The sequence below is a fragment of the Alcanivorax sediminis genome (genome assembly GCF_009601165.1).
GTDB lineage: Bacteria > Pseudomonadota > Gammaproteobacteria > Pseudomonadales > Alcanivoracaceae > Alcanivorax > Alcanivorax sediminis.
This window is the reverse complement of record NZ_WIRE01000001.1, coordinates 545,236-569,506: the sequence shown is the minus strand read 5'-3', so window position 1 is coordinate 569,506 and position 24,271 is coordinate 545,236. Positions and strand designations below refer to the sequence as shown.

At 57.4% G+C, this 24,271-nt stretch carries 28 protein-coding genes; 12 read left to right on the top strand and 16 right to left on the bottom strand.

Going from position 1 to position 24,271, the window contains the following annotated elements:
• Positions 1–9: 9 nt before the first annotated feature.
• The 5 genes from GFN93_RS02430 to pilG are packed head-to-tail and all read right to left on the bottom strand — an operon-like array spanning position 10 to position 4,361.
• Positions 10–888 (bottom strand): CheR family methyltransferase, encoded by an 879-nt coding sequence (locus GFN93_RS02430; RefSeq protein ID WP_153498835.1) that lies wholly within the window; start codon positions 886–888, stop codon positions 10–12.
• Positions 889–919: 31 nt separating this feature from the next.
• Positions 920–2,950: a methyl-accepting chemotaxis protein gene (locus GFN93_RS02425; RefSeq protein ID WP_153498834.1), complete on the bottom strand. Its 2,031-nt coding sequence runs from the start codon at positions 2,948–2,950 to the stop codon at positions 920–922.
• A gap of 60 nt (positions 2,951–3,010) precedes the next feature.
• A complete protein-coding gene (locus tag GFN93_RS02420; protein ID WP_153498833.1) occupies positions 3,011–3,559 on the bottom strand; it encodes a chemotaxis protein CheW in 549 nt (182 codons plus the stop codon).
• 17 nt (positions 3,560–3,576) lie between these two features.
• The gene (pilH, locus tag GFN93_RS02415; RefSeq protein ID WP_153498832.1) at positions 3,577–3,945 is read right to left on the bottom strand and encodes a twitching motility response regulator PilH; all 369 of its coding nucleotides are present in this window, start codon (positions 3,943–3,945) and stop codon (positions 3,577–3,579) included.
• 32 nt (positions 3,946–3,977) lie between these two features.
• Positions 3,978–4,361 (bottom strand): twitching motility response regulator PilG, encoded by a 384-nt coding sequence (pilG, locus tag GFN93_RS02410; RefSeq protein ID WP_153498831.1) that lies wholly within the window; start codon positions 4,359–4,361, stop codon positions 3,978–3,980.
• Between the two features lie 254 nt (positions 4,362–4,615).
• Here pilG and gshB point away from each other — a divergent pair, with 254 nt between their 5' ends.
• The 5 genes from gshB (at position 4,616) to GFN93_RS02385 (ending at position 8,650) form a co-directional block, all read left to right on the top strand.
• Positions 4,616–5,569, top strand: a complete 954-nt coding sequence (gshB, locus tag GFN93_RS02405) for a glutathione synthase (RefSeq protein WP_153498830.1) — start codon at positions 4,616–4,618, stop codon at positions 5,567–5,569.
• 232 nt (positions 5,570–5,801) lie between these two features.
• Positions 5,802–6,677, top strand: coding sequence for an energy transducer TonB (locus GFN93_RS02400; RefSeq protein WP_153498829.1), 876 nt, complete (start codon positions 5,802–5,804; stop codon positions 6,675–6,677).
• Between the two features lie 203 nt (positions 6,678–6,880).
• Positions 6,881–7,441, top strand: coding sequence for a YqgE/AlgH family protein (locus tag GFN93_RS02395; RefSeq protein ID WP_153498828.1), 561 nt, complete (start codon positions 6,881–6,883; stop codon positions 7,439–7,441).
• A gap of 170 nt (positions 7,442–7,611) precedes the next feature.
• Complete coding sequence (ruvX, locus tag GFN93_RS02390; RefSeq protein ID WP_153498827.1) at positions 7,612–8,013, top strand: Holliday junction resolvase RuvX; 402 nt, start codon at positions 7,612–7,614, stop codon at positions 8,011–8,013.
• Between the two features lie 58 nt (positions 8,014–8,071).
• Positions 8,072–8,650: a hypothetical protein gene (locus GFN93_RS02385; protein ID WP_153498826.1), complete on the top strand. Its 579-nt coding sequence runs from the start codon at positions 8,072–8,074 to the stop codon at positions 8,648–8,650.
• Between the two features lie 150 nt (positions 8,651–8,800).
• Here GFN93_RS02385 and GFN93_RS02380 read toward each other — a convergent pair whose 3' ends face one another.
• Both GFN93_RS02380 and GFN93_RS02375 read right to left on the bottom strand, forming a co-directional pair.
• Positions 8,801–9,391 (bottom strand): YceI family protein, encoded by a 591-nt coding sequence (locus GFN93_RS02380; protein WP_153498825.1) that lies wholly within the window; start codon positions 9,389–9,391, stop codon positions 8,801–8,803.
• Positions 9,392–9,421: 30 nt separating this feature from the next.
• Positions 9,422–9,985, bottom strand: coding sequence for a cytochrome b (locus tag GFN93_RS02375; protein WP_153498824.1), 564 nt, complete (start codon positions 9,983–9,985; stop codon positions 9,422–9,424).
• A gap of 306 nt (positions 9,986–10,291) precedes the next feature.
• Between GFN93_RS02375 and pyrR the strand changes: the two genes are divergently transcribed.
• From pyrR to GFN93_RS02360, 3 genes are read left to right on the top strand one after another with little or no spacing between them, the layout of a single operon-like run.
• The gene (gene pyrR / locus GFN93_RS02370; protein WP_407921779.1) at positions 10,292–10,879 is read left to right on the top strand and encodes a bifunctional pyr operon transcriptional regulator/uracil phosphoribosyltransferase PyrR; all 588 of its coding nucleotides are present in this window, start codon (positions 10,292–10,294) and stop codon (positions 10,877–10,879) included.
• Positions 10,880–10,881: 2 nt separating this feature from the next.
• The gene (locus GFN93_RS02365) at positions 10,882–11,889 is read left to right on the top strand and encodes an aspartate carbamoyltransferase catalytic subunit (RefSeq protein WP_153498822.1); all 1,008 of its coding nucleotides are present in this window, start codon (positions 10,882–10,884) and stop codon (positions 11,887–11,889) included.
• The gene (locus GFN93_RS02360) at positions 11,879–13,159 is read left to right on the top strand and encodes a dihydroorotase (RefSeq protein ID WP_153498821.1); all 1,281 of its coding nucleotides are present in this window, start codon (positions 11,879–11,881) and stop codon (positions 13,157–13,159) included. Before GFN93_RS02365 ends, GFN93_RS02360 begins: the two co-directional genes overlap by 11 nt.
• A 207-nt stretch (positions 13,160–13,366) precedes the next feature.
• On the opposite strand, the gene GFN93_RS02355 is transcribed toward GFN93_RS02360, so the two are convergent.
• From GFN93_RS02355 to GFN93_RS02340, 4 genes are read right to left on the bottom strand one after another with little or no spacing between them, the layout of a single operon-like run.
• Positions 13,367–13,918 (bottom strand): thioredoxin fold domain-containing protein, encoded by a 552-nt coding sequence (locus GFN93_RS02355; protein ID WP_153498820.1) that lies wholly within the window; start codon positions 13,916–13,918, stop codon positions 13,367–13,369.
• Positions 13,915–14,733, bottom strand: coding sequence for a TlpA family protein disulfide reductase (locus GFN93_RS02350; RefSeq protein WP_153498819.1), 819 nt, complete (start codon positions 14,731–14,733; stop codon positions 13,915–13,917). Before GFN93_RS02350 ends, GFN93_RS02355 begins: the two co-directional genes overlap by 4 nt.
• A 48-nt stretch (positions 14,734–14,781) precedes the next feature.
• Positions 14,782–15,294, bottom strand: coding sequence for a DUF4136 domain-containing protein (locus GFN93_RS02345; RefSeq protein WP_153498818.1), 513 nt, complete (start codon positions 15,292–15,294; stop codon positions 14,782–14,784).
• Between the two features lie 48 nt (positions 15,295–15,342).
• Positions 15,343–16,242 (bottom strand): LysR family transcriptional regulator, encoded by a 900-nt coding sequence (locus tag GFN93_RS02340; RefSeq protein WP_153498817.1) that lies wholly within the window; start codon positions 16,240–16,242, stop codon positions 15,343–15,345.
• 126 nt (positions 16,243–16,368) lie between these two features.
• Between GFN93_RS02340 and GFN93_RS02335 the strand changes: the two genes are divergently transcribed.
• The 3 genes from GFN93_RS02335 to GFN93_RS02325 all read left to right on the top strand — a co-directional run bounded on the left by GFN93_RS02335 (position 16,369) and on the right by GFN93_RS02325 (position 18,985).
• Positions 16,369–16,956: an FMN-dependent NADH-azoreductase gene (locus tag GFN93_RS02335; RefSeq protein ID WP_153498816.1), complete on the top strand. Its 588-nt coding sequence runs from the start codon at positions 16,369–16,371 to the stop codon at positions 16,954–16,956.
• A 56-nt stretch (positions 16,957–17,012) separates the two neighbouring features.
• Positions 17,013–18,017 (top strand): glutathione S-transferase family protein, encoded by a 1,005-nt coding sequence (locus tag GFN93_RS02330; protein ID WP_153498815.1) that lies wholly within the window; start codon positions 17,013–17,015, stop codon positions 18,015–18,017.
• 107 nt (positions 18,018–18,124) lie between these two features.
• Positions 18,125–18,985 carry a pirin family protein gene (locus GFN93_RS02325; protein WP_153498814.1) on the top strand — a complete coding sequence of 287 codons (861 nt, stop codon included), beginning with the start codon at positions 18,125–18,127 and terminating at the stop codon, positions 18,983–18,985.
• A 38-nt stretch (positions 18,986–19,023) separates the two neighbouring features.
• On the opposite strand, the gene GFN93_RS02320 is transcribed toward GFN93_RS02325, so the two are convergent.
• A complete protein-coding gene (locus GFN93_RS02320) occupies positions 19,024–19,182 on the bottom strand; it encodes a YqaE/Pmp3 family membrane protein (protein ID WP_153498813.1) in 159 nt (52 codons plus the stop codon).
• A 267-nt stretch (positions 19,183–19,449) separates the two neighbouring features.
• Between GFN93_RS02320 and GFN93_RS02315 the strand changes: the two genes are divergently transcribed.
• Positions 19,450–19,995, top strand: a complete 546-nt coding sequence (locus GFN93_RS02315; RefSeq protein ID WP_153498812.1) for an NADPH-dependent FMN reductase — start codon at positions 19,450–19,452, stop codon at positions 19,993–19,995.
• A 186-nt stretch (positions 19,996–20,181) separates the two neighbouring features.
• Here GFN93_RS02315 and GFN93_RS02310 read toward each other — a convergent pair whose 3' ends face one another.
• The 4 genes from GFN93_RS02310 to ubiA form a co-directional block, all read right to left on the bottom strand.
• Positions 20,182–20,766, bottom strand: coding sequence for an LOG family protein (locus GFN93_RS02310; protein WP_153498811.1), 585 nt, complete (start codon positions 20,764–20,766; stop codon positions 20,182–20,184).
• A 191-nt stretch (positions 20,767–20,957) separates the two neighbouring features.
• A complete protein-coding gene (phoR, locus tag GFN93_RS02305) occupies positions 20,958–22,268 on the bottom strand; it encodes a phosphate regulon sensor histidine kinase PhoR (protein WP_153498810.1) in 1,311 nt (436 codons plus the stop codon).
• 71 nt (positions 22,269–22,339) lie between these two features.
• Entirely contained in the window at positions 22,340–23,044 is a 705-nt protein-coding gene (phoB, locus tag GFN93_RS02300) for a phosphate regulon transcriptional regulator PhoB (RefSeq protein ID WP_153498809.1), read from the bottom strand.
• Between the two features lie 321 nt (positions 23,045–23,365).
• On the bottom strand, positions 23,366–24,238 hold the full coding sequence (gene ubiA / locus GFN93_RS02295; protein ID WP_153498808.1) for a 4-hydroxybenzoate octaprenyltransferase: 873 nt from the start codon (positions 24,236–24,238) through the stop codon (positions 23,366–23,368).
• Between the last annotated feature and the right edge of the window lie 33 nt (positions 24,239–24,271).

Here is a 24,271-nt window from a genome sequence, read left to right as displayed (position 1 = left end):
GATTTCTTGTTATCTACAGCGGCGGAAAGCCAATGTGTCGGCAAAATGCACCCGTTCCAGATCCGGATGTTGCCAGTCGGTGACTTCGCCGGGGCCCAGTACCAGTAACCCCCCGGGAGCCAAACGTTCCGCCAGCCGGTTAACAATCTGGCGTTTCCGCCAGCGGCGGAAGTAAATCAACATGTTCTGGCAAAAAATCAGATCCATGTTGTTCATGGGCGCATTGCCCAGGTCGAGCACGTTGAGACGGGCAAAACAAATGTGCTGCTTCAGTTCTGGTGCCACCACCACAGTCTGCCCTGTTTCGCCCGGCTTGAAGTATTTCTCCCGCAATACAGGATCGACCTGCAGGGCGCGGCGCGCCGCGTACTCCCCTTTACGGGCCTTGGCCAGGGTAGGCAGGCTGATGTCGGTGGCGGTAATGCCAAAGAACATCTTGCGATCATTGCCGGCAAGTTGCTCGTTGATCAGCATGGCAAGGGAATAGGCTTCCTCGCCGGTGGAGCACCCCACGCTCCACACATCCAGGTTGGCGTTGTCAGGTTGTTCGGCGACAAAGCGCTGGACGTATTCCTCCACCAGTGCATAGGAGCTCTGGTGACGGAAAAAGCTGGTTTCCTGAACGGTAAGACGGTCCACCAGGATGGACCATTCCATGGCACGGGATTCGGTGGTGCCCACCATCAGGTGTTCGTAATAGGCTTCGTAGTCCTCGAAGCCCAGCTCACGCATGCGAATGCTCAAGCTGGTTTCGAGGAAACTCTTGCGTGCGTCGGACAGGGTCATGCCGGTTCTGTCTTCCAGCAATGCCTGCCATAGCTGGAATTGCTCCGCATCCATGGCGGGCGTGCTTCTGATTGACCATCGGTCTGTCACGGCAGCACCCATATCCTTGTATCCCTAACCGGCGCAGGCCGGATCAGGAATGCTCCGGCAGGCGGAAGCCGGCTACGGAGTTACGCATTTCCTGAGCCATCTCGGCGAGGTTACCAATGGACCGCGCGGTGGCGGTGGTACCGGCAGAGGTCTGAGAAGTAATTTCCTGGATCACGTTCATGGTGTTGGAAATGTGACCCGCAGACGCCGCCTGCTGACGCGCCGCGTTGGAAATGTTCTGGATCAGGTCCGCCAGGGTTTTCGATACGTTCTCAATTTCTTCCAGTGCCACACCAGCGTCCTGCGCCAGGCGGGCCCCTTTCACTACCTCAGCGGTGGTCGCCTCCATGGAGATTACCGCTTCGTTGGTATCGGTCTGAATCGTCTTAACCAGGGTTTCAATCTGCTTGGTTGCAGCGGCAGAACGTTCCGCGAGGCGCTGTACTTCATCCGCAACCACCGCGAAGCCGCGGCCCGCTTCACCCGCCATGGACGCCTGAATCGCGGCGTTAAGAGCGAGGATGTTGGTCTGGTCAGCAATGTCGTTAATCAACGATACGATGTCACCAATTTCCTGGGAGGATTCACCCAGACGCTTGATCCGCTTGGAGGTTTCCTGAATCTGCTCGCGGATGGTGTCCATGCCGTGGATGGTTGCCTGTACCACTTCGGCGCCCTTGTTGGCGATGGCTACCGCTCGTTCCGCTACCGCCGCCGATTCGGAGGCGTTAGCCGATACCTGGTCAATGGAGACCGCCATTTCGTTCACAGCGGCAGAGGCCCCGGCAATTTCCTGGGCCTGATGCTCGGAGGCCTCGGCCAGATGCATCGCCGTGGACTGGGTTTCCTGGGCAGCGGAGGCCACCTGTACCGCCGAGTTGTTGATCGTCTGTACCAGGCTGCGCAGCTGGTCAATGGAGTAGTTGATGGAGTCCGCGATGGCCCCGGTGAAGTCTTCGGTTACCGTCGCCTGTACGGTAAGGTCACCATCCGCGAGGTCGCCCAGCTCATCCAGCAGACGCAGAATCGCGGCCTGGTTACGCTGGTTCTCGCTTTCCAGTTCGTCTTTCTTTCTGGCTTCCTGACGGTTCCGCTGGGCCATGATCAGGAAGAACAGCAGGATGGCGATGGCGCCACACAGCGCCCCCAGACCCACCGAGGGGAACAGGCTGCCGGTAGAGCGCTCAAACTGGTTGTTCAGGTTGGTGGATTCCTGCAGCAGATCCTGGGAGCGGCGGAAGATGGTGTCGGCCGCGTTACGTACCTGGAACAGTTCCGGCGCGGTTTCCAGGATCTCATCCACGGACTGGTTTACGAATTCGTCAAACAGGTCGGCAATCTCGGCCAGGTAATCCAGGGCGTCCGGGTCGTTCACCTGGTCGATGCCCATGGCGCTGTCGCCTTCGATCATGCCGTTCATGACACGGCCGAACTGGCTGGCGTCACGACCGAAGGAGTCCGCCGCGATGACCGCGCCGTCGCCCCCTTCCAGTACCTTGGAGATGGATCGCACGATACGCTCGGCCAGCCAGGATTGGCGCTGCGCAAAAGCAATCTGTTCCGGTTCGGCACCGGTAGTCACGAGAATCTCGACAACGCCTTCATATTCGGCTTGCAGGGCAGGAATGGTCTGGGCCAGGGTGTCTGCCACTTCGTGCAGATCCAGAACCGTATCTTCCCCTCGCAGAATGGTGGCGGTGTTTTGGTCAACCTCTTTCCACAGGGTTTCCAGACGCTGCATTACCTGGGGATCGGAGACCTTTTCGTCTTTTACTGCGTCCCAGGCCTCCTGGAAGCTCTTGCGGGATTTATCCAGCAATTCGAAGGCGTCGGCGTTGCCGGCCGCGGCTTCAAGGGAGTTCTTGGCGATCTGCTGGGACACTACGCGCATCTCTGAAGCCCGGGTAATATTTTCCTGGGCCTTGTTCGCGGTGGTGGCAGAGAGGAGGAAGTTGACCAGTGCCAGTACGATAAAGATGGCAAGGCCCAGATACAGCGCAAGGTTCAGCGAATTGCCGCCGCTGCCTGCACCCCCCCGCAGTTTTTCAAAAAATGCTCCCGGATTGAACTTCATAGTCTGGCTCCTGGCCTGGCGTTCACTCTTCTTATGTACCCCAAAGTACGCGCAATGCGGTTAGCCTGTGCGGGCCACCTGCATGAAACGCGGGTCCTCTGCCAGCCGGGACAGGCTGAACACGGACCAGTACTCCCCGTCGCGCCGATAGGCCCCACGGACATAACCTGTCACGCTGGGATCACTGACCGGCAGTGATTCGACAAATTCATCAATGGGGAAATGCTGCATCCCCAACACCTCATCCACGGTCATGCCTGTGTAGAGGTCGTCCTGATCCAGTACCAGCAGTCGACGCCGCTTTTCCTGAATCGGTGAACTTTTTTCCAGAAAGCCGCTGAGATCCATGACGGTCATCAGGCGGCCACGTACGTTGGCGATACCCTTCATCCAGCTTTGCGCGCCAGGAATATGGGTATAGGCCGGCACCGTGAGGATTTCGGATACTTCATCAATCGGTGCAACGTATTTCTTGCCATCAAGCACAAAGCCCACGCCACTCCAGTAGCTCACCGCATCCTGTTGCATGGGCAGGTCTTTGGCCTTTTCCCGGCAACGCTGATGGTATTCAGCAAGCTTGATGTAGGCGGCGGAAGCGCTAGCGCTCATTCATGGCTCCTTGCGGTTCAGCTGTCGGCCAGCAGGCGGTCGACGGTTTGCAGGAGCAGATCTTCATCCACCGGCTTGGTCAGGTAGTCCCTGGCGCCCTGGCGTTTCCCCCAGACACGGTCGGTTTCCTGATCTTTGGTGGTGACGATCACGATGGGAATATGCGCGGTATCGGCGCCCTTGGTCAGTTGACGGGTAGCCTGGAAGCCGTTCAGGCCGGGCATCACCACATCCATGAGGACCAGTTCAGGCAGTTCGGAGCGGGCCATGGCCACGCCATCGGCGCCGTTGGCAGCCTCGAGAACCTCGTGGCCGTGCTTTTCCAGAATCTCCCGTAACTTGTAGGTTTCGGTGGGAGAGTCATCAACAATAAGAATTCGAGCCATCTTTTCCTCTATCCGGTCAGCAAAGGTGCTGCCTAACCTGCCATGTGCTGGCGAATTGCGCCGAGCAGTTCATCCTTGGAGAAGGGTTTGGTCAGGTATTCATCAGAACCCACGATACGCCCCTTGGCCTTGTCGAACAGGCCGTCCTTGGAAGACAGCATGATCACAGGGGTGGACTTGAAGGCGCTGTTGTTCTTGATCAGGGCACAGGTCTGATATCCATCCAGTCGCGGCATCATGATGTCCACGAAGATGATGTTGGGCCTGGTGTCGGCGATTTTGGCCAAGGCGTCAAAGCCATCGGTGGCGGTGATCACTTCACAACCTGCTTTTTTCAACAAGGTTTCCGCGGTTCGACGAATCGTCTTGGAATCGTCGATAACCATCACCTTGAGGTCTTGGAAATTGTCAGTCATGGAAACTGCCTTTAACCGTGAACCGTAATTGGCCGCAACTTGTTGTAATTTTTGGCCTTTCTAATAATGCGTTGGGCGGGTCCTGTGGCGGTGTCAGCCCAAGGAAAGTTTTTAACACAGATTCTACAATCAATCTATAAGACCCTATGAAACTTGGGAAAACTCCCCCGCGCCACACGGTGGTTTCCCGCATGGCGATCCCCTGCTGGCACTGCTAATATTGCCCGGCTCGCACCCCTATCTGTGGAGATCCCATGAGCCTGAAAATCGGCGTGGTGATGGACCCCATCGCCAAGATCAAACCCTGGAAAGACAGTACTTTTGCCATGATGCTGGAGGCCCAGCGCCGTGGCTGGTCTCTCTTCTACATGGAGCCTGGCGATCTCTACGTGCGCGATGGTCGCAGCTTTGCGGCCACACGGGCAGTCACTGTGACCGACAATAACGACGATTGGTACCGTCTAGCCGATACCGTGAACCAGGACCTGGCGGATTTTGACATTATCCTGATGCGTCAGGACCCGCCCTTCAACACGGAATACATCTACGCCACCTATTTGCTGGAGAAGGCGGAGCGGGAAGGCGTGTTGGTGGTGAATCGCCCTGGCAGTGTCCGTGACAGCAATGAAAAGCTGTTCGCCACGGACTTTCCCCAGTGTTGCACCCCGACGCTGGTGTCCAGCCAGGCGGGCCTGCTGCGGGATTTTGTACGGGAATTCGATGACACTGTCATGAAGCCGCTGGACGGCATGGGCGGCAGCAACATCTTCCGCGTGCGCAAGGACAGCCCGAATATCTCGGTAGTGATCGAAGTGCTGACCCAGCACGGCAAGACGCCGATCATGGCCCAGCGCTACGTGCCCGAGATCAAGGATGGCGACAAGCGCATCCTGATGATCAATGGCGAGCCGGTGCCCTATGCGCTGGCGCGGATTCCCAAGGAAGGCGAGCTGCGGGGCAATCTGGCCGCCGGCGGTACTGGCCAGGGGCGCGAGCTGACTGACCGTGATCGCTGGATCTGCGAACAGGTCGGGCCCACCCTGAAGCGCAAAGGGCTATATTTCGTGGGGCTGGACGTGATCGGTGACTATCTCACCGAAATCAACGTCACCAGCCCCACCTGCATCCGCGAGCTGGATGCGATTTTTGATATCAACATTGCCGGGCAGCTGTTTGATGCCCTGCTGGCGGTGCGGGACGCGTCCTGACCGCCTCTACCGCAGGAGCCTGCCTGCAGGCGAAAAGAAGTAACGAAAAGAAAGTAACGAGTCACGAGAAGCGAGTTTCGAAAGGCCAAACCCGGTACCACGCAGGCCTGGTTTTCGCAACTCGAGACTCGAAACTCGCTTACACCAGTGTATTCTCATGTGATGGTATGCCCGGGGGCACGGAGAGTGCTTGCGGAAAAAACACAATAAGCAGTAGTGAAAAGAAGAATTCATGGCAGCCAACTCACCCGTCAGTGCCTCTGATCGCCTCACCTTTACCGTGTTTCTGGCGCTGGCATTTCACGGCATTCTCATCTTTGGGGTCAACTTCGCGCCGGAGAAGCCGCGTGCGGCACCCCATACCCTGGAAGTGACCCTGTCCCAGTTCCGCAGCGATGACGAACCGGATGAGGCCGACTTTATTGCCCAGAGCAACCAGCAGGGCTCCGGAGACCTGGCCGAAAAACAGGAGCTGACTACCACCGAGCAGGCTGATTTCGCCGACAGCAAGCTGGAAAATGTCCAGCTCAAGGAAAAGACCACTCGCCAGCAGCGAGATCGTCAGTCCCAGCTGTTGGTGATCACCACCGCCCGTGAAAGTGAGCAGAAAGTGCAGGCGGAGCAAAAAGAAAAGGCGGACAACAAACCCCTCAAGGTGGCCGAGCAGGAAAATCTGCTGGATATGAGTCAGCAGATCGCCAGCCTGCAGGCCCGGCTGGCCGAGCAGAAGCAGGCCTACGCCAAGCGCCCGCGCATTCGCCGATTGACCTCGGTTTCCGCCAAGGCCCACTACGAAGCCCAGTACATCGACAGTTTTCGCCGCGAGGTGGAGGCCATGGGAACCCGCAACTTTCCCGCCCAGGCCCTCAACAGCAATACCTTTGGTGCGGTGCGCCTGATGGTGGCCATCAAGAAGGATGGCAGCCTCAAGGAAGTACGGGTGCTGCAATCGTCCGGCCACAAGTTCCTGGATCAGGCCGCGATCCAGAGCGTGCGCCTTGCCGCGCCCTTCGACACCTTCACCCCCGAAATGCGCCAGCATATGGATGTGCTGGAAATCATCCGCACCTGGAAATTCGATAGCACCCGCAAGGTGTCGTCGAAGTAACGCAACACGCAGCACGCAGCACGCCAGGACCGAAGCCGCGGTAGGAGGCTCAACGTGTTGAGCGAAAATCAGGGTTCGAGTTGCGAGTAGCGAGTTTCGAAAGGCTAAACCTCGGTGCGGCAAGGCCTGAAGGTTTTCGCTCCTCGAAACTCGTCACTCGCTTCCTGCTTGCAGCTCCACCCCCGGCACCGGATACTGTCCCCATGGACAACACAAGCCTCAAACACCAGTTGCTGGTGGCCATGCCACAGATGGCCGATCCCAACTTCGAACATTCCGTCACCTATATCGTCGAGCACAGCAGCGAAGGCGCCATGGGGCTGACCCTCAATCGCCCGGTACAGATCAGCCTGGGCGATATTCTTGAAGACATGGACATCGAAATCGAAGTGCCCCCCTCCGAGCGGCACCGCGTGGTGGCGGGTGGTCCGGTGCAGCAGGAAGCCGGGTTCATTCTCCATGAGGCATCCACTCACTGGGAATCCAGCATCCTGCTCAGCGATGGCCTGATGCTGACCACCAGTCGTGACATCCTCGAAGCCATCGCGGTGGGCGAAGGTCCGGACCGATCCCTGGTGTGCCTCGGTTACGCGGGTTGGGAAGCGGGGCAGCTGGAACAGGAGCTGGTGGAGAACGCCTGGCTGAGCACCCCGGCCAGTCGCGAACTGGTCCTGGATACCCCCTTTGAACATGCCTGGCATGATGCCGCAGCCTGCATCGGCGTGGACATGAGTCTGATCGCCACGCAGGCGGGACACAGCTAAACAGTTAATAGTGAATAGTTAACAGTGAACAGTGACGCGAGATCGGTTTGTTTTTTCTTCAAGGCGGCAGGCCGCGCTGAGAGATTGTGCGCGGCAGATAAGCTTTCAAAAGCACAATTAGCTTGTCGCGCCACTGTTCACTATTCACTGTTCATTGTTCACTGCTCCCCATGATTCTGGCCTTCGATTACGGCACACAAAAAATCGGTGTGGCGAGCGGTAATGAGCTGCTCGGCACCGCCTCTCCCCTGAAAGCCCTTCCCTGCAAAAATACCCAGCCCAATTGGGATGATATTGCTGCGCTGTTGAAAGAATGGGAGCCGGAAGCCCTGGTCGTGGGCTTGCCGCTGAACATGGATGGCAGCGAAAGCGAGTCCACTGCCCGGGCAAAGAAATTTGCTGGCCGTCTGAAAGGCCGCTTTGGCATGAAAGTCTGGCTGGTGGATGAGCGCCTAAGCACCCGCGAGGCGCGAGAACGGACCGGTATCCAGAAAGCCGATCCGCGTGTGGATTCCATGGCAGCGGTGATAATTGCGGAAGGTTTCTTAAGCCAGGGAGGAAAAGAAGTTTGAGGTACTTGTGGGAAATGGGAGGCCTGACCCATCTCACGTGTTTTGATGGCTAAGGATAATGATGGTGTTTGGAAAATTAAATGGATATGGCCTCATAATCTTCCTCTTTACTGCTGCTGTTTTTTTATATTTATGGGGAGGGTCTGAGAAAACTTACAGGACAAATGATATCAGCATTAAAGTTTTCTCCGGTGAGGGGGTGCCCATCGTTAACGCTTTGGTGGTGGCAGCTTGGCTGGATCGATGTGCCCCACATGGATCTTTTAGGGCAGTGGTTTTTGCTGTAGAAAAAGTTACTAACTCTGACGGCATAGCTACTTTTCCTGGAATGGAAATTGAGACATTGAATTGCATTGATCAAGATCAGCCGAGCATTGGTGTATTTCATTCTGGTTACGATTTTATTGGTCGAACCATTCATTCTGAAAAAGAAAGGATTGGATTGTTTGAATACAAGCTGATTTATGACGACGAATTTATAGTTACGGGTAGGGAGTGTTCTGATTGTTTTGACTTTAATACCAAAGTTTATTCGGTTTTAAGTCCAGTTAAATATCATGAGATGAGCTTGGAGCAGAAAAAAAATCTGCCAATTTTAAAAAGTCTGGTAGATGGGGTTGATAAAGAAGGTGTCTGAAGCCGGCCCATGACCCTAGGGAAGTTGAGAAAAGTGTAGCGTTAGCATTGTGAGAAGAGTAACGGGGCCAGGTCTTGCATCGTGTGTCTAGATGAAACACGCAGGAACTAACCCCGAATCTGACAAATCTCCGCCGTTGTATCAGCGCTGCTACTTCTTGATCCCTTCCACTGAAATAATAATCGCCACAGACTCAGAGGCCGGGCCCAGATCCTTGGTGATGCCGAAATCAGACAGCTTCAGGGTCGTGCTGGCTTCCAGGCCCATGCGGTAACCGCCCCACGGGTCAGCGCCGTAACCAATCATTTTGGCGTCCAGAGTGACCGGCTTGGTCACGCCATGCAGGGTGAAGTTGCCGGTGATCTTGGCGGTGTCATCACCGGTTTGCTCAATCTTGGTGCTCTTGAAGGTGGCGGTGGGGTATTTGTCCACATCCAGGAAGTCATCGCTGCGCAGGTGCTTGTCACGTTCGGCGTGGTTGGAGTCGACGCTGGCGGTCTGGATGGTGGCTTCCACCTTGCTGTTTTCCGGGTTATCCGCATCCACGGTGAAGCTGCCATTGAAATCATTGAAGCGGCCATACAGCCAGCTGTAACCCAGATGGGAAATCTTGAACATCACAAACTGGTGGGCACCCTCCTTGTCGAACTGGTAAGTGCCTCCGGGCTGGGCGGCCAGTGCCAGGCTGCTCATCATCACCGTCACGGTAATCAGCGCGGCTTTTTTCATCAGGTTCATCATGGTCTGTTCCTCAGGTTTTCAGGTGGGTGTTCATGGAATTTGACGGAGTGACATGCCCAGCATTCGGCGCAGGGTGTCATCCCGATCGAGAAGATGGTGTTTGAGTGCAGCCAGTGCATGCAGGCCGGCCAGAATGATCAGCGACCACACGGCGATTTCATGAATGTCGCCGGCAATCTCTTCGAGGCCGGAACGGTGGCCGGTGATCGATGGCACCGCGAACCAGTTGAATACGGATACGGAGGAGCCATCTGCGCTGGTGATCAGGTAACCGCTGACCATGGCCACGAACAGCAACCCATAGAGTGCCCAGTGGGCGAGATGGCCAAGTATGACCTCCCAGCGTTGATGGGTAGCCAGAGTGGCAGGGGGCGGAGAAATCCAGCGCCAGAGTAGCCGGGCAGACATCACCAGGAAAAGCAGGATGCCGATGCTGCGATGAAGGTCGGGGCCCTTGCGATACCAGGCATCGTAGTAGCCGAGATCGACCATCCACAGCCCAAGTGCAAACAGGCCGACCACAGTCATGGCCACCAGCCAGTGCAGGCCGATGCTGATCCATCCATAGCGTTGGCTGTTGTTGCGCAGCTGCATCCCTGTTTCCTGTAGATCGCGGTGACAGGTTAGAACCTGTTCTGCGTGCCAAGTTTCATTAATGTACAAAAGGTACCTTGCTGCTGTGTACGACTCCCATCCCAAAAAACTGAAGGGTTTGATCGGATTGTTAGGTAAAGAGTGTAGCGGACGATTGTGGGAGCGTGCCTGCACGCGATGGGAAGGAGGGAAAGCGAGTTTCGAGTTGCGAAAACCAACCCTCAGGAACCACCCGGTTTTGCCTTTCGAAACTCGCTTCTCGCAACTCGTCACTGATCAGGCTTTATTCTTTGCACAACAGGCGCCATGCTTGGTTCTTTCGCCATGCGAGCATGGCACCTTTGGATCGCTTTTCTGGAGAGCCCTTTGAGCTGGGACGAACAACAACTGCAGACACACCTGGATACCATGGCTGTGGCCGTGGCAGAGCGTTTTGCCGGGCAGGCCCCGCTGCTGGTCGGTATCGAATCCGGCGGAGCCTGGGTCGCGGAGGCCCTGAATGCGAAGCTGGAGACTCCGCTGCCGCTCGGTACCCTGAACCCGGCGTTCTACCGGGATGATTTTGATACGCGGGGACTCAAGGCCACCGTCACACCGTCGAAGCTGCCTTTCGAAGTGGACGGTCAGCATATTGTGCTGGTCGACGATGTGCTGATGACTGGCCGCACCATTCGTGCCGCCATGAACGAACTGTTCGATTTTGGCCGTCCGGCGTCTATTAGTCTGGTGGTGTTGTTTGATATTGGCCACCGGGAATTGCCAATCCGTGCGGATATTTGTGGCGAAACTTTGGCATTGCCCCCCCATCAACGGGTAGAATTACGCGGGCCCTCACCACTCATTGCGGAGATCCGCGAACTGGTGGCTGAGGACAACAGAGAGACAAGGTCCTAAGAATGACGCCGACGCTTGCGCCATCCTCCCGCGTACAACTTACCGAAGACGGTAAGCTTCGCCATTTTCTCACTACAGAGCATCTCCCCCGTTCCCTGCTGGAAGATATTCTCGACACCGCCGCCAGCTTTGTGGATGTGGGTGGCCGGTCCATCAAGAAGGTGCCGCTGTTGCGCGGCAAGACGGTGGTGAACCTGTTCTTTGAATCCAGTACTCGCACTCGCAGCACGTTTGAGCTGGCCGCCCAGCGTCTCAGTGCGGATGTGCTTAATCTGGATATCGCCAAGTCGGCTACCAGCAAGGGTGAGACCCTGCTGGATACCCTGCGTAATCTGGAAGCCATGGCCGCAGACATGTTCGTGGTCCGCCATCAGGATTCGGGTGCGCCGTTCTTCATTGCCAATGAAGTGACCCCCAATGTAGCGGTGATTAATGCTGGCGATGGTCGTCATGCCCACCCTACCCAGGCCATGCTCGACATGTACACCATCCGCCACTACAAGGGTGGTTTCGAAGGTCTCAAGGTGGCTATTGTCGGTGACATCCTGCACTCGCGAGTGGCCCGCTCCCAGGTACATGCGCTCAATACGCTGGGTGCCGAGGAAGTGCGGCTGATTGGCCCGAAGACCTTGCTGCCGGTGGATGCGGAGGCTCTGGGCGCCACGGTCTTCACCGACATGGCCCACGGCCTGAAAGATGTGGATGTGGTGATCATGCTGCGCCTGCAGAAGGAACGTATGGATTCCGCCCTGCTGCCCAGCGAGGGCGAGTTCTTTCGCCTCTACGGGCTCAACAACGAAAAACTGCACTACGCCAAAGAGGACGCCATCGTGATGCACCCGGGCCCCATCAACCGCGGTGTGGAAATCGCCTCGGAAGTGGCCGACGGGCCCCGTTCGGTGATCCTCAACCAGGTGACCTTCGGCATTGCCGTGCGTATGGCCGTCATGTCCATGACCATCAGTGGTCAGGACAGCGCCCCGGCGGGAGGTGCCGCCCATGGCAGCTAAGGCCCATATCCTGATTCGCAAAGGCCGGGTCATCGACCCGGCGTCTGGCCGCGACGATGTGGCCGACCTGCTGATCGAAAACGGCAGGCTGATTCGTATCGGTGCCAGTCTGGACGCGCCTGGCGCTGACATCATCGAGGCTGAGGGCCACTGGGTGTTGCCCGGTCTGGTGGATGCCTGCGTGCATCTGTCGCTACCCGGCAGCGGCCGTGCCGGTGACATCGCCAGCGAAACCCGTGCGGCGGCAGCCGGCGGGATTACCCACCTGGCGGCCCAGCCGGACTGTGGGCCGGTGGACTCCACTGCCGTGGTGCGCTTGATCCGCGAGCAGGCCGGCCAGGCGGGTTTTGCCCGCATCCTGCCCATTGCGGCCATGACCCAGGGGTTGAAGGGTGAGCAGCTGGCGGAAATGGCCACCCTGGCCAAGGCCGGCTGTATTGCAGTGGGTAACGCCGGTGGCAAGGTGGCCGATGCGCTGGTGCTCAAGCGTTGCCTGGAGTATGCCGCTACGTTCGATCTGCCCGTGATGTTCCGCCCCCAGGACGCCGCCCTGGGGGCGGGAGGTTGTGCCCATGAAGGGCCGGTGGCAACTCGCCTCGGTCTGCCCGGTATCCCGGCGGTGGCGGAAAGCGTGGATCTGTCCCGCGACCTGTTGCTGGTTGAGGCCACTGGCGTGCGCGCGCATTTCCAGCAAATTTCCAGCCGTGAATCCCTGCGCTTGCTGCGCGCCGCCAAGAAGCGTGGCCTGCCCGTCACGGCGGACGTGAGCATTCAGCACCTGTTGCTGGACGAATCGGCCCTGGAAGGCTTTAACAGTCACTGCCATGTGATCCCGCCGCTGCGCAGCAGCGATGACCGCGAGGCACTGCTGGAGGCGGTAGCGGATGGCACCATCGACGCTATTTGCTCCCAGCACACTCCCGTCGGGTCCTCGAGCAAGGCCGCCCCCTTCCCGGCCACCAAGCCCGGCATGGCAGGCGTGGATACGCTGCTGTCGCTGGTGCTGGGCCTGGTGGAAGACGGCAAGCTGGAGTTGCCGCGTGCGCTGGATGCCGTCACCGCCGCGCCGGCCCGTTGTCTGGGTATCCAGGCAGGCCAACTGGAAACCGGTCGCCTGGCCAGCCTGTGTGTGCTGGATGCCCGGGCCGAGAAAGACTATGGCGAACAGTGGCTGTCGGCCGGCAACAACTCGCCCTGGCGCCGCAGTGTGCTCAAGGGCAGCGTCAAACTGACAGTGTGTCAGGGCAAGGTGAGCTGGCTAACGGACTGAGGCAGTTAACAGTGAATAGTGAACAGTGCGCGTTAGCGCATTGGGATTGCTCAAGGCCAGGAGGCCGCGCCCGAATCTGGGTGCGGCCTTTTTTGTTCGGATCAGTTAATTAACGCTGGCAGTGTTGTGGTGCGATTGCCGCGGTCCAAGGCGTTGCGGAAACAGAAGCCCGCTATCGCGGGCTGTTCACTATTCACTGTTAACTGTTCACTGAAGTCGAAACACCTTCTCCCGCAAATCCCGCTCCCCGATCACTCCTGAGGCGCTGTGCCATTTGCCGTTGCGGCCCTGGTAGAACAGGGTCGGGGTGCCTTGCAGGCCGAGGTGGATAAACAGGCCGGTATTACTGTGGATCTGGCTACGGATGGCAGCAGGCACGGGCTCCACGGGGCGAATACCCCCTTGTTGAAACTGGCTTTCATGACGGGCCAGGGCGTTGGCGGGGTGACGTGCACCGAGTACGGCAGCACCCTGGGTGAAGCTGCGCTTGGGGTGGATCATGCCGACAATGATGTGACGAACCTCCAGGGTGTTGTCGGGATCGTTGACCATGGGCTGCATGTTGACCCACAGGCGCGCGCAATAGGCGCAGGCCATATCGGTAAACACATAAGCCACCCGTTCCGGCTTTTTCGGGCCCTCGGCCACCCAGTGACTGGATTCAAGCCTGCCCAGCAGTTCTTCCATGGCCGGGTCGCTCTTGGCCTGTGCCAGTAATGGCAACATCAGCAGGGCCAGCAGCAGGCGTGCAGTCTTCATGGGATCTCTCCGCTCAGGTAAGGATGGATAAAGTGGTGCAGGCTTGCATTGGACAGGGGACCAAAGTGGCGAGCCAGTTCATTTCCGTCGGCATCCACCAGCAAGGTCAGAGGCAGGCCGCTGTTGCCCGCATACTGGCCGAGCTGGGTGCGCGGGTCCATAAACATAAAATTGAAATGTAGCCCTTGCTCCGTGAGATAACGTTGCACAGTGGCGCTGTTTTCACCCTGGTTGGCAAGCAGCACCCGCAACGTCGGGTAAGTGGATTGGGCGGCCTGCAGCACGGGCATCTCCCTGCGGCAGGGTGGGCACCAGCTGGCCCAGAGGTTGATCAGTGTGAGATGACCCTGGGTAACGGAGTGCAGTGCCACAGGCTCACCCTGCAGGGTGGTCAGTACTGTGTCGGGAAGGGGTGAGGCCACAGGGCGCAAGGCAAGCAGCGTGACCAGTGCCACGGTGGCGCTGGTTGCGCTGGCCCCCAGGGCGATCATCAGGCCTTTGCGGTTGGCGGATTGTCGCCACACACAGACCGCGGCCACGGGGATCGCCAGCGCTGCGCCTGGCCACCACCAGCCGCCATCACGGACATCCAGCATGTCGGCAACACTGGGATACTGTTCCTGATAACGCCACAGAAATGCCAGTCGGGCAGCCAGCAGGCCGCTTAAAGCGGTGAGCCAGAGGGTTGTTTCGCTGCGCTCGCCGTCTACCCGCTTTTGCCACCACTGGTAAGTCAGCAGGGCGGAAAAGAAGGCAATCAGGGTGACAAAGGCGGGGGCAGGCAAGGCCAGGGGCCCAATGATGACAGCGTCCAAGCGGTATCCCGGTGAGCGAGGGTCGTGGGGTGAAGTGAAGAGCGCCGTTTAGTTCAGACGTTCGAACATGTCCTTCACGGCCTTGTCGATGTGGGCCTGACGCCGTTCGCTACTCATTTCATCGTGCAGGCGGTCGCGGCTGGTGGCCTGCCACACCACATTATTGCTGGCGGGATCGACGAATTGAACAACAAGTTTGTATTCCTCGGTCATCTCCCCTTCCACCGGCGTACTGGCGCCGACGCCAAAACGGTCGAAGCCGTAGCCAAAACCAAACTGCATGACAGAGCCGTCATAGCGCTGCTCGCGTTTGAAAAAATGCCGCACATGAACCTCGGCCTGATCCGCCGCCGCGGGCTGTACCCCCTTGGCCGCAAGAGCGGTTTCCAGTGCCTTGCGGGCACGCTGGTCGTCCAGTGCCCGCGGGGTGTCCTGATTCTGGTCGATGAAGGCGTAGGTCTGGTAGTTGCCCGGATTGGTGCCGCTTTGCTGGTCGATGACCACCGGGCTGACGCAGGCGCTGAGCAGCAGGCTGGCAATCATCAGGATCAGTGGACGCATGAACTTCTCCAAAGTGCTTTGCTATTCAGTGTGCCGATGCGGGGGTCACTAAACCGTGACGCCCGGACAAGGTTGGGCAACAGCCAGACGAATCTGTTCCCCAAGATAACGGGCAGCCTGCCCGGCGTATTGGCCGTCCGCATAGATCAGGTGCAGATCCACGAAACGCTCGAAGCCCTCTGCCAGCGGTAACACCTTCAATTCGCCGGTCTCAAGACTGGTGCCGATGTCTGATTCTGGCATCCAGGCAAAGCCCAGGCCGCGGAGAATGGCCGCATTGCGCGTGGACGAGTGCGACACGGTCCAGCGCTGCTCGGCGCCCAGCCAGCCGGCATCCATGCGGCGGGTACCAGAATCACGGATGACGATCTGGCGATGCTGGCGGAGGTCCTCGTGAGTCAGCGTTTCCCGCTGGTTCAGTGGGTGATCAGCCGCCGCCACGGCCAGAAAGCGAACCCGCATCAGGGGTTCACCAACGAAGCCGGGCGGAATCCGCGCATTGACGACCACATCGGCTTCCTTACGTAACAGGGCCTCATCAGTGCCAGAGAGCACCGTTTCCGTGTACTCAATACGGGTCAATGGGCTCTGTCGGGCGAAAGCGTCCAGCGCAGTGAGCATGCAGTGTTGCGGAAACAGGGCGTCAGCGGTCACACGTACCACCGGTTCCCAGCCCTGGCTCAACTGGATAGCGGTACTTTCGATTCGCTCAGCCTCTTCCACCAGAATCTTGGCCTGGCGGTATAGCATCTGGCCGGTTTCGGTGAGTTTGGCTTTGCGGCCCTCCAGGGCAAACGCCCGGACCCCCAGTTCGGTTTCAATTTTTTGCACCGCATAGCTGATGGCGGACTGGCTCTTGTCCAGTGCTTCAGCGGCGTTGGCGTAGCCGCCCTCGTCGACCACGGCAATGAGAGCCTGCCACTGATCCAGGGAGATTTTGGCTGACATATCGAAATTCCTGACCTAAACAAGCAAATTTACTCCGTTTTATATCGCCTAAACTGAAATCACAATAGCTTCATCGAATAAATACACCCGGCCAAGGTGGTCGGTGAGCGCGATGGAGTGAACGACATGAATATTCTGGTGATCAAGAGCAGTGTTTTCAGCGATGGCGGCAACTCCTCCACCCTGGTGAACGCCAAGGTAGAGTCTCTGAAAGCCGAACATCCCGACGCCACCATCGTGGAGCGGGATCTGGCTGCCAATCCGATCCCCCACCTGGACGGCGACCGCGTTGGAGCCTTCTTCACGCCGGCGGAGAATCGTACTGCTGAGCAGCAGCAAGTGGATGATTTCTCCATGACGCTGATCGAGGAGTTGAAGGCGGCTGATCACGTGGTGGTAGGGTTGCCCATGTACAACTTTGGCATTCCCAGCCAGCTGAAAAGCTGGATCGACCACGTGGCACGGGCAGGGATCACCTTTCGCTATACCGAAAACGGTCCTCAGGGTCTGATTGAGAACAAGCCTGTCACTATCCTGGCGGCTCGCGGTGGCCTCTACGCCGGCACCGAGAATGATACGGTGACCCCGTACATCAAGCTGTTCTTTGGTTTTGTAGGCATTACGGACGTGGAATTCGTGTTTGCCGAAGGGCTGAACATGGGTGATGAGACGAAGGCAAAAGCCATGGACGAAGCCAGGGCGGCGATTAGTTAAACGCGGCAACAGGCACGTTTAACGCAATAAATCCGGGACACTGATCAGGAGACATCATGGGACTGTTGGTAGATGGCAAATGGCAGGACAAGTGGTACGACACCAAGAGCACGGGTGGTCGTTTCAAGCGGTCCGAAAGCCAGTTCCGACACTGGATCACCGCAGACGGAGAGGCAGGGCCCAGCGGTGAATCCGGCTTTGCAGCCGAAAGCGGTCGCTATCACCTTTATGTCTCCTACGCCTGCCCCTGGGCGCATCGCACTTTGATTGTGCGGGCCCTGAAAGGCTTGCAGGAGCATATTGGTGTCTCGGTGGTGCATCCGCACATGCTGGAAAACGGTTGGGAATTGCGTGATGACTTTGACGGCGCCACGGGTGACGCGCTTTATGGTTTTGAAAAACTGTATGAGCTGTATCTGAAAGCGGATGATCGCTATAGCGGTCGGGTCACCGTGCCGGTGTTGTGGGACAAGCAGCGTGAAACCATTGTCAGCAATGAGTCTGCCGACATCATCCGCATGTTCAATGCCAGCTTCGATCATCTGGGGGCATTGCCGGGTAACTATTACCCGCAAGGGTTGCAGGCAGATATTGATGCGATCAACGAGCCGGTTTATCACGACGTGAATAACGGTGTGTACAAAAGCGGATTTGCGACCAGTCAGACGGCCTATGACGAAGCGGTAACTACCTTGTTCGAACGCCTGGAAGCCCTTGAGCAACGCCTGGCTGAGCAGCGCTACCTGGTCGGCAATACATTGACTGAGGCCGACATTCGTCTGTGGACTACCCTGGTGCGGTTCGATCCGGTTTACGTCACGCACTTTAAATGTGACCGCAAACGCATCAGTGATTACCCGAACCTGCAAGGGTTCCTGAAAGAGATTTACCAGCTGCCCGGGGTGGCAGAAACGGTGAATATGGCCCATATCCGCCACCACTATTTCTGCAGCCACCCGACGGTAAACCCCCACGGAATTATTTCCATCGGCCCGGAGCTGGATTGGCATACTCCCCATGGCCGTGAGCGGTTGGGGGAGCGAGAAATTATCAACCAGTAACGAGTTGCGAGCTGCGAGTTACGAGAAGCGAAAGGCAAAGACGTAGTTCTCTTTTGATTTTCGCAACTTGATACTCGCTTCTCGAAACGAATTATCAGGAGGTTCCCATGGAACGCACAATTCTCAACACAATTCGGGCCCTGGATACATCCGACGGTGCTGGCGTTCGCCTTAAGCGCGCGCTGGGTTATAACCCAATGGTGCGCCTGGATCCGTTCCTGATGCTGGATGCTTTCTCTTCGGACAATCCGGACGATTACATTGCCGGATTTCCGCCGCACCCGCACCGTGGCTTCGAAACCGTGACCTATCTGGTGGAAGGCCATATGCGCCATCGTGATCACCTTGGAAACGAAGGGGATCTCAAGCAGGGTGGCGTACAGTGGATGACCGCAGGCCGCGGAATTATTCATGAAGAAATGCCACAACAGCAGGATGGTTTGCTGCGTGGTTTTCAATTGTGGATCAATCTGCCGGCAGCGGAAAAACTGAAGCCCGCCGGCTACCGCGACATCGTGGACACGGAAATGCCGCGCCAGGATTTACCCACGGGTGGCCAGGTGAAAGCCATCGCGGGTGAAGTCACCCTGGACAACGGCGTGCTCACCGCACCGGTTAAAGGCGGTGCCACCGATCCGCTCTATCTGGATGTGGTGTTGCGCCCGCAGGAGAGTCTCACGGTGCCGATCAAGAAAGGCTATGGCAGTTTCCTGTACGTGTTTGAAGGCGCGATGCAGGTGGCGGGTGAAACGGTGTCCTGTGACCATCTGGCGACACTCACTGACGGTGAAGCCGTCACCGTGCAGGCTGGCAAAGACGGTGCACGGTTGCTGTTGCTGGCGGGTAAGCCTCTGGGCGAACCCATAGCGCAATACGGCCCCTTTGTGATGAACACCCAGGATGAGATCAATCAGGCCCTGAGTGATTATCGCAACGGGACACTGACGGCAGAACCGTCACTACTCTAAAGAGAAAGTAACGCCCCGGTTGATCCGGGGCGTTACGGTTAGCGAGAGGCAATCACCCACACGGCGTGCACAATGCCAGGCAGGTAGCCGAACAGGGTTAAAACGATGTTAATCCAGAAATGCTTGCCCAGCCCTTCCTGTAGAAAAACGCCCAACGGTGGCAGGAGGATGGCAATAAGAATGCGTAACAGATCCATGAACTGATTTCCTTTATTGTCTTGTCATAGTGAAAAGCCGTGACCCGAAAAAGGCCCCTCGCCCAGTCTTTACAAGATAAACATGGTTGCCCGGCAGTGTCAGCGCCAGGACGTAAAAAATGCCAGGGGATTTGCAAAAAGTGTTGGCTACGTCGGTAGGCGGCGCAACGTTGGATTGATTTCTGAAATGAGGTGTTCATCTCATGCGCTAACGGGCGTACCGTGGCAAACGAAAGAACCGATAACCCCAGGTGCAGGAGTGATTGCATGAATGTGTTAGCGTTTTCAGGGTCTCTCAGACAGGCATCGTTCAATTCAGGACTGATTCGCGCGGCGAAAGAACTGGCCCCGGAAGGAGTAAGGGTTGAACAGGCCGACATTTCAGCAGTGCCGCTTTATAACGGCGATGAAGATGGTAACAACAAGCCTGCTGCGGTTGCTCATCTGGCACAGAAAATCATCAAGGCGGATGCTTTGCTATTCGCTACCCCGGAATACAATTATTCCATTCCAGGTGTGTTGAAGAATGCCATTGATTGGTTATCCCGGGTCGAGGGCAGTATCTTTGCCGGCAAGCCGGCTGCGATCATGGGAGCGTCCATGGGCGGGATGGGAACCAGCCGAAGCCAGTATCACCTGCGTCAGGTACTGGTGTATCTGGATGTACATCCGCTCAACAAGCCGGAAGTGTTTGTGTCGGCAGCGCATCAGAAGTGCGATGAAAGCGGTAATCTCACTGATGAGAAAACCCGTGAAATGATTGCCAAACAACTCCAGGCATTGAAAGAGTGGCACGACACCTTGAAGGGTTAGCGTAAGATAAGGCGCGGGTTGTGAGGTACGAGTTTCAAGTTTGGAAAGGCAAAAGATCAAGAGGAAACCCTTTCGGTTATAGCCGGACCGGGTTTTGCTCTTCGAAACTCGAAACTCGAAACTCGAAACTCGAAACTCGAAACTCGAAACTCGAAACTCGCGATTGTCTCGCGTGCAGCGTCCTGCTCACAACTGGCTCGTGCGCTCGATCCAGATGTCCAGTAAAGGCGCGGGTTCGCTAAGGAAGTTGTCGAGCAATGTTTCGGGGTCCTGCTGAACCCGCAGCAAGTCACGATGCTGCTGGCGCAGTAGTCCTTGCTCTACCGTATGATCCAGAAACTGGATCAGGTGATCGTAATAGCCATCAATGTTCAAAAGGCCGACAGGCTTGTTATGAAAGCCCAGCTGAGCCCAGGTGAGAATCTCGAACAGTTCCTCGAAAGTGCCCATGCCGCCGGGCAAGGCAATAAATCCATCGGACTGATCTGCCATGGCGGCCTTGCGTTCATGCATTGAATCAACCACCTGCAACTCGGTCAGGTGATCGTTGCCGATTTCCCGGCGCATCAGTGCCTGCGGCATGATGCCAATCACGCTCCCTCCGCGCTCCATCACGGCGCTGGCCAGCGCCCCCATGATGCCGATGCTGGCGCCGCCATAGACCAGCTCCAGGCCGCGCGATACCAGCGCGTCAGCCAGCTTATCTGCAGCGGCAAGATAGGCATCCCCCTTGCCGGAACTGGAACCGCAATACACACAGATTTTTTTCATGGATTTCTCTGCCATTGATGCGATTAGACAGCGCAGAAAGCGAGTGTCGAGTGACGAGTTTCGAAAGGCAAACCCGATTTTGATTTTCGCAACTCGCAACTCGCAACTCGCAACTCGTTGCTTGGAATCGTATTGATTGTGGCGCTAACACTGATGCTCGCAGGAGAAAGGCATCCTGCGTACAGGGCGTGTTATCCCGCCACCGCCGTGGGCTTGTTGACCAGTCGATCAATGGGGAAGTGGCAGGTAAAGGTGCTGCCCTGTCCCAGCTGGCTCTTGATTTCGAGTCGCCCACCGTGGCGAATCATGACGTGCTTGACGATGGCCAATCCAAGACCGGTGCCGCCGGTCTGGGTGACGCGGCTGTTATCGGGTCGGTAAAAGCGTTCAGTGAGACGGGGGATGTGGGCCGGGTCTATACCCAGACCATTGTCTGTCACCGACAGATGTGCGCCCTTGTCATCCTGCCACCAGTTGATCCTGATGTGGCCGTTGGCGGGAGTGTACTTGACGGCATTGGTAATCAGGTTGCCGAATGCACTTTCCAGTTCTGCAGGGTTGGCGACCAGGCGAGCATCATCGGGTACCTCCAGTTCGATGACGTGCTGTTTGTCTGCACTGATGGCCAGCGCATTTTCCCGCATGCGGTTGAGCATGCCATGCACGGCCACGGCCTGGCGGTCATTGTCGGCATCGGTGTTTTCCAGTCGGGACAGTAGCAACAGGTCGGTCACCAGGGCTTCCATCCGATTGGACTGGCTTTCCATCTGGGACAGCGCCCGGCGTAAACGCGCCTGCTCTTCGGGAACGGTATCCAGCAATGTTTCCAGATAACCCTTCAGCACCGTGAGCGGGGTTTTCAGTTCGTGACTTACATTGGCGACGAAATCTTTTCGCATCTGTTCGAGGTGATGCAGACGGGTCACATCCCGGGCCATGATGAGTTGTTCGCCTACGCCAAATTCCGTGACCCGGAATTGCAGAATACGGTTGTCATCTACCGGAGAGGGGATTTCCAGCGGTTCCTTGAAATCACCTTCGTGCAGGTAATCAGTGAAACGCGGGTGGCGGACCAGGTTCGTCAGTGGTTGGCCCAGATCCTGGCCTGCATTGAAGCCCATGTAGCGTTCGGCAGAAAGGTTCCAGTACTCGAGATAGCCGTGTTGATCAATCAGGATGACCACGTCTTCCAGGGCATTAACCGATTGCTGGGCTCGATGAATGATGCCCTGAAGGGTTTCCTGCGCGCGGCGTTCCTTCTGAAAGAGATGTTCCAGGCGAGTGTAGAACTCCCCCCACAGGCCGATACTGTCCGGTGGCTCGGTGTGGTCATCGCGCACTAGCCAGCTATACAGGGCGAACAGCTGGCGGGTACTCCAGAAAATATAACCCACCAGGCCCGCCAGCAACGGCCAGATATGGCCGACGGCAAGGGCCGCAACGGCGGCCAGTGTGATAAGGCCGGCAATGCGGTTAACTTCTTTGGCCAGACTGGCTTTCATGCTGTCGAGTTGCCCTTTTCGGGAATCATCGGGGTACGGCGAACAAGCTGCACCCTATCACATTTTCCACTTCAGGACGCCTTGGCCGCCTTCACTGAAAAACGGTACCCGGTGCCACGTACTGTCTGGATAAAACGATCAAAACCAAAGGGGGCCAGGGCCTTGCGCAGGCGGCGGATATGGACGTCGATGGTGCGGTCTTCCACATACACATTGGCACCCCAGACCTGGTCCAGCAGCTGGGTGCGGGAATAGGCGCGCTCCTGATGGCTCATGAAGAATTCCAGCAGGCGGTATTCGGTGGGCCCCATGTCGACAGGCTCGTCATTGGCGCTAATGCGGTGGCTCACGGGGTCGAGGCACAGCCCTTCTACCTCGATGGCTTTTTCGGCCGCAGCGCTGGAAACGCGGCGCAGCACTGCCTTGATACGGGAGATCAGTTCGCGGGTAGAAAAAGGCTTGGTGATATAGTCGTCCGCACCCACGTCCAGCCCCTGCACCTTGTTATCTTCTTCGCTCTTGGCGGTGAGCATGATGATGGGGATTTCGTTGGTGGTCTCGTCGCGCTTGAGGCGGCGGGCCAGCTCGATGCCGGTGACGGAGGGCAACATCCAGTCCAGCAAAACCAGATCCGGGCGTTCGTCCACGATGATCTCGTGGCCGCGCTGGGCGTTTTCGGCTTCCAGAACGTCAAAGTCGGCCAATTCCAGGGCGACGGCGACCATCTCGCGGATAGCGGGCTCGTCATCAACAATCAATATGCGGTTTCGGGACATGGCGTACCTTTCCTTGCCTGTCTGTGATTTGACCCTATTAGATTGCTCTTTTATGACATCAGTATGACAAGTTGGGCTGGATTTGGGGGAAATGCAAGAGTAGTGACAAGCTTCAAGCTGCAAGCTACAACGCGGATCGATTGCGGAGCCACCCGAAGACTTCGGGGGCCGCGTTTCCAGGTCCGAGTGGGTAAGCAGTGGGCTGGACTTGAAGCCGTAAGGTTTGATCAGCCATTAATCGCGGGTACGGCATGGCAGAACCTGAAACCCTGACCCGCGTTGTAGCTTGTAGCTTGTAGCTTGTTGCTTGAAGCTTGCTACTCAAAAGTACTGGAAATACAACCCCACAAACACGCACGCCCCGCTCCAGTGATTGTTCAGGAAAGCGTGGAAACTGGGCCAGCGTTCCCGGTAACGGATCAGGGTATGCTGATAAATAAAGGTCAGCGACATGGCGGCGATGCCGGCATACCAGGGCCAGGTAAACTCCAGCCGCTGACCGACCATGATCAGTGCCAGCAACGTGAGTCCCTGCAACACCCCGATCATCAGCCGGTCGGCATCGCCAAACAGGATGGCGGTACTCTTGATGCCCATCTTCAGATCATCCTCCCGGTCGCACATGGCGTACTGGGTGTCATAGGCGACAGTCCACACCACATTGGCCACATACAGTAGCCAGGCGATTTCCGGTACTTCGCCGGTTTCCGCAGCAAAGGCCATGGGAATGGCCCAGCTGAACGCAGCACCCAAAAACAGCTGCGGCATGAAAGTGAAGCGTTTGGTGAACGGGTAAAGCACCGCCAGACCCAAACCGCCGAATGACAGCCAGAAGGTCAGCTCATTCAGGAACAGCACCAGCACAAAGGCCAGCAGGCCCAGCCCGGCAAACAGGGCCAGTGCTTTTTTGCTGCTGATCGCCTCGGTGGCCAACGGCCGCCCCTTGGTGCGCTCGACGCCGCCGTCAAAATCCCGGTCGGCAAAATCATTAATGACGCAACCGGCGGCGCGCATGATCACAACACCGAGAAAGAAAATGACGATGGTCTTCAGGCTTGGCGCGCCCTCCCCGGCAATCCACACCGCCCAGAGAGTTGGCCACAGCAGCAGCAAGGTGCCAATGGGGCGATCCAGGCGCATCAATTGCAGGTATGGCCATAGGGCAGGATAGCGGCGTTCAACGAAGGCAAACATGGGACATCCGGTTGTCAGGGCGGGGATAAGTTT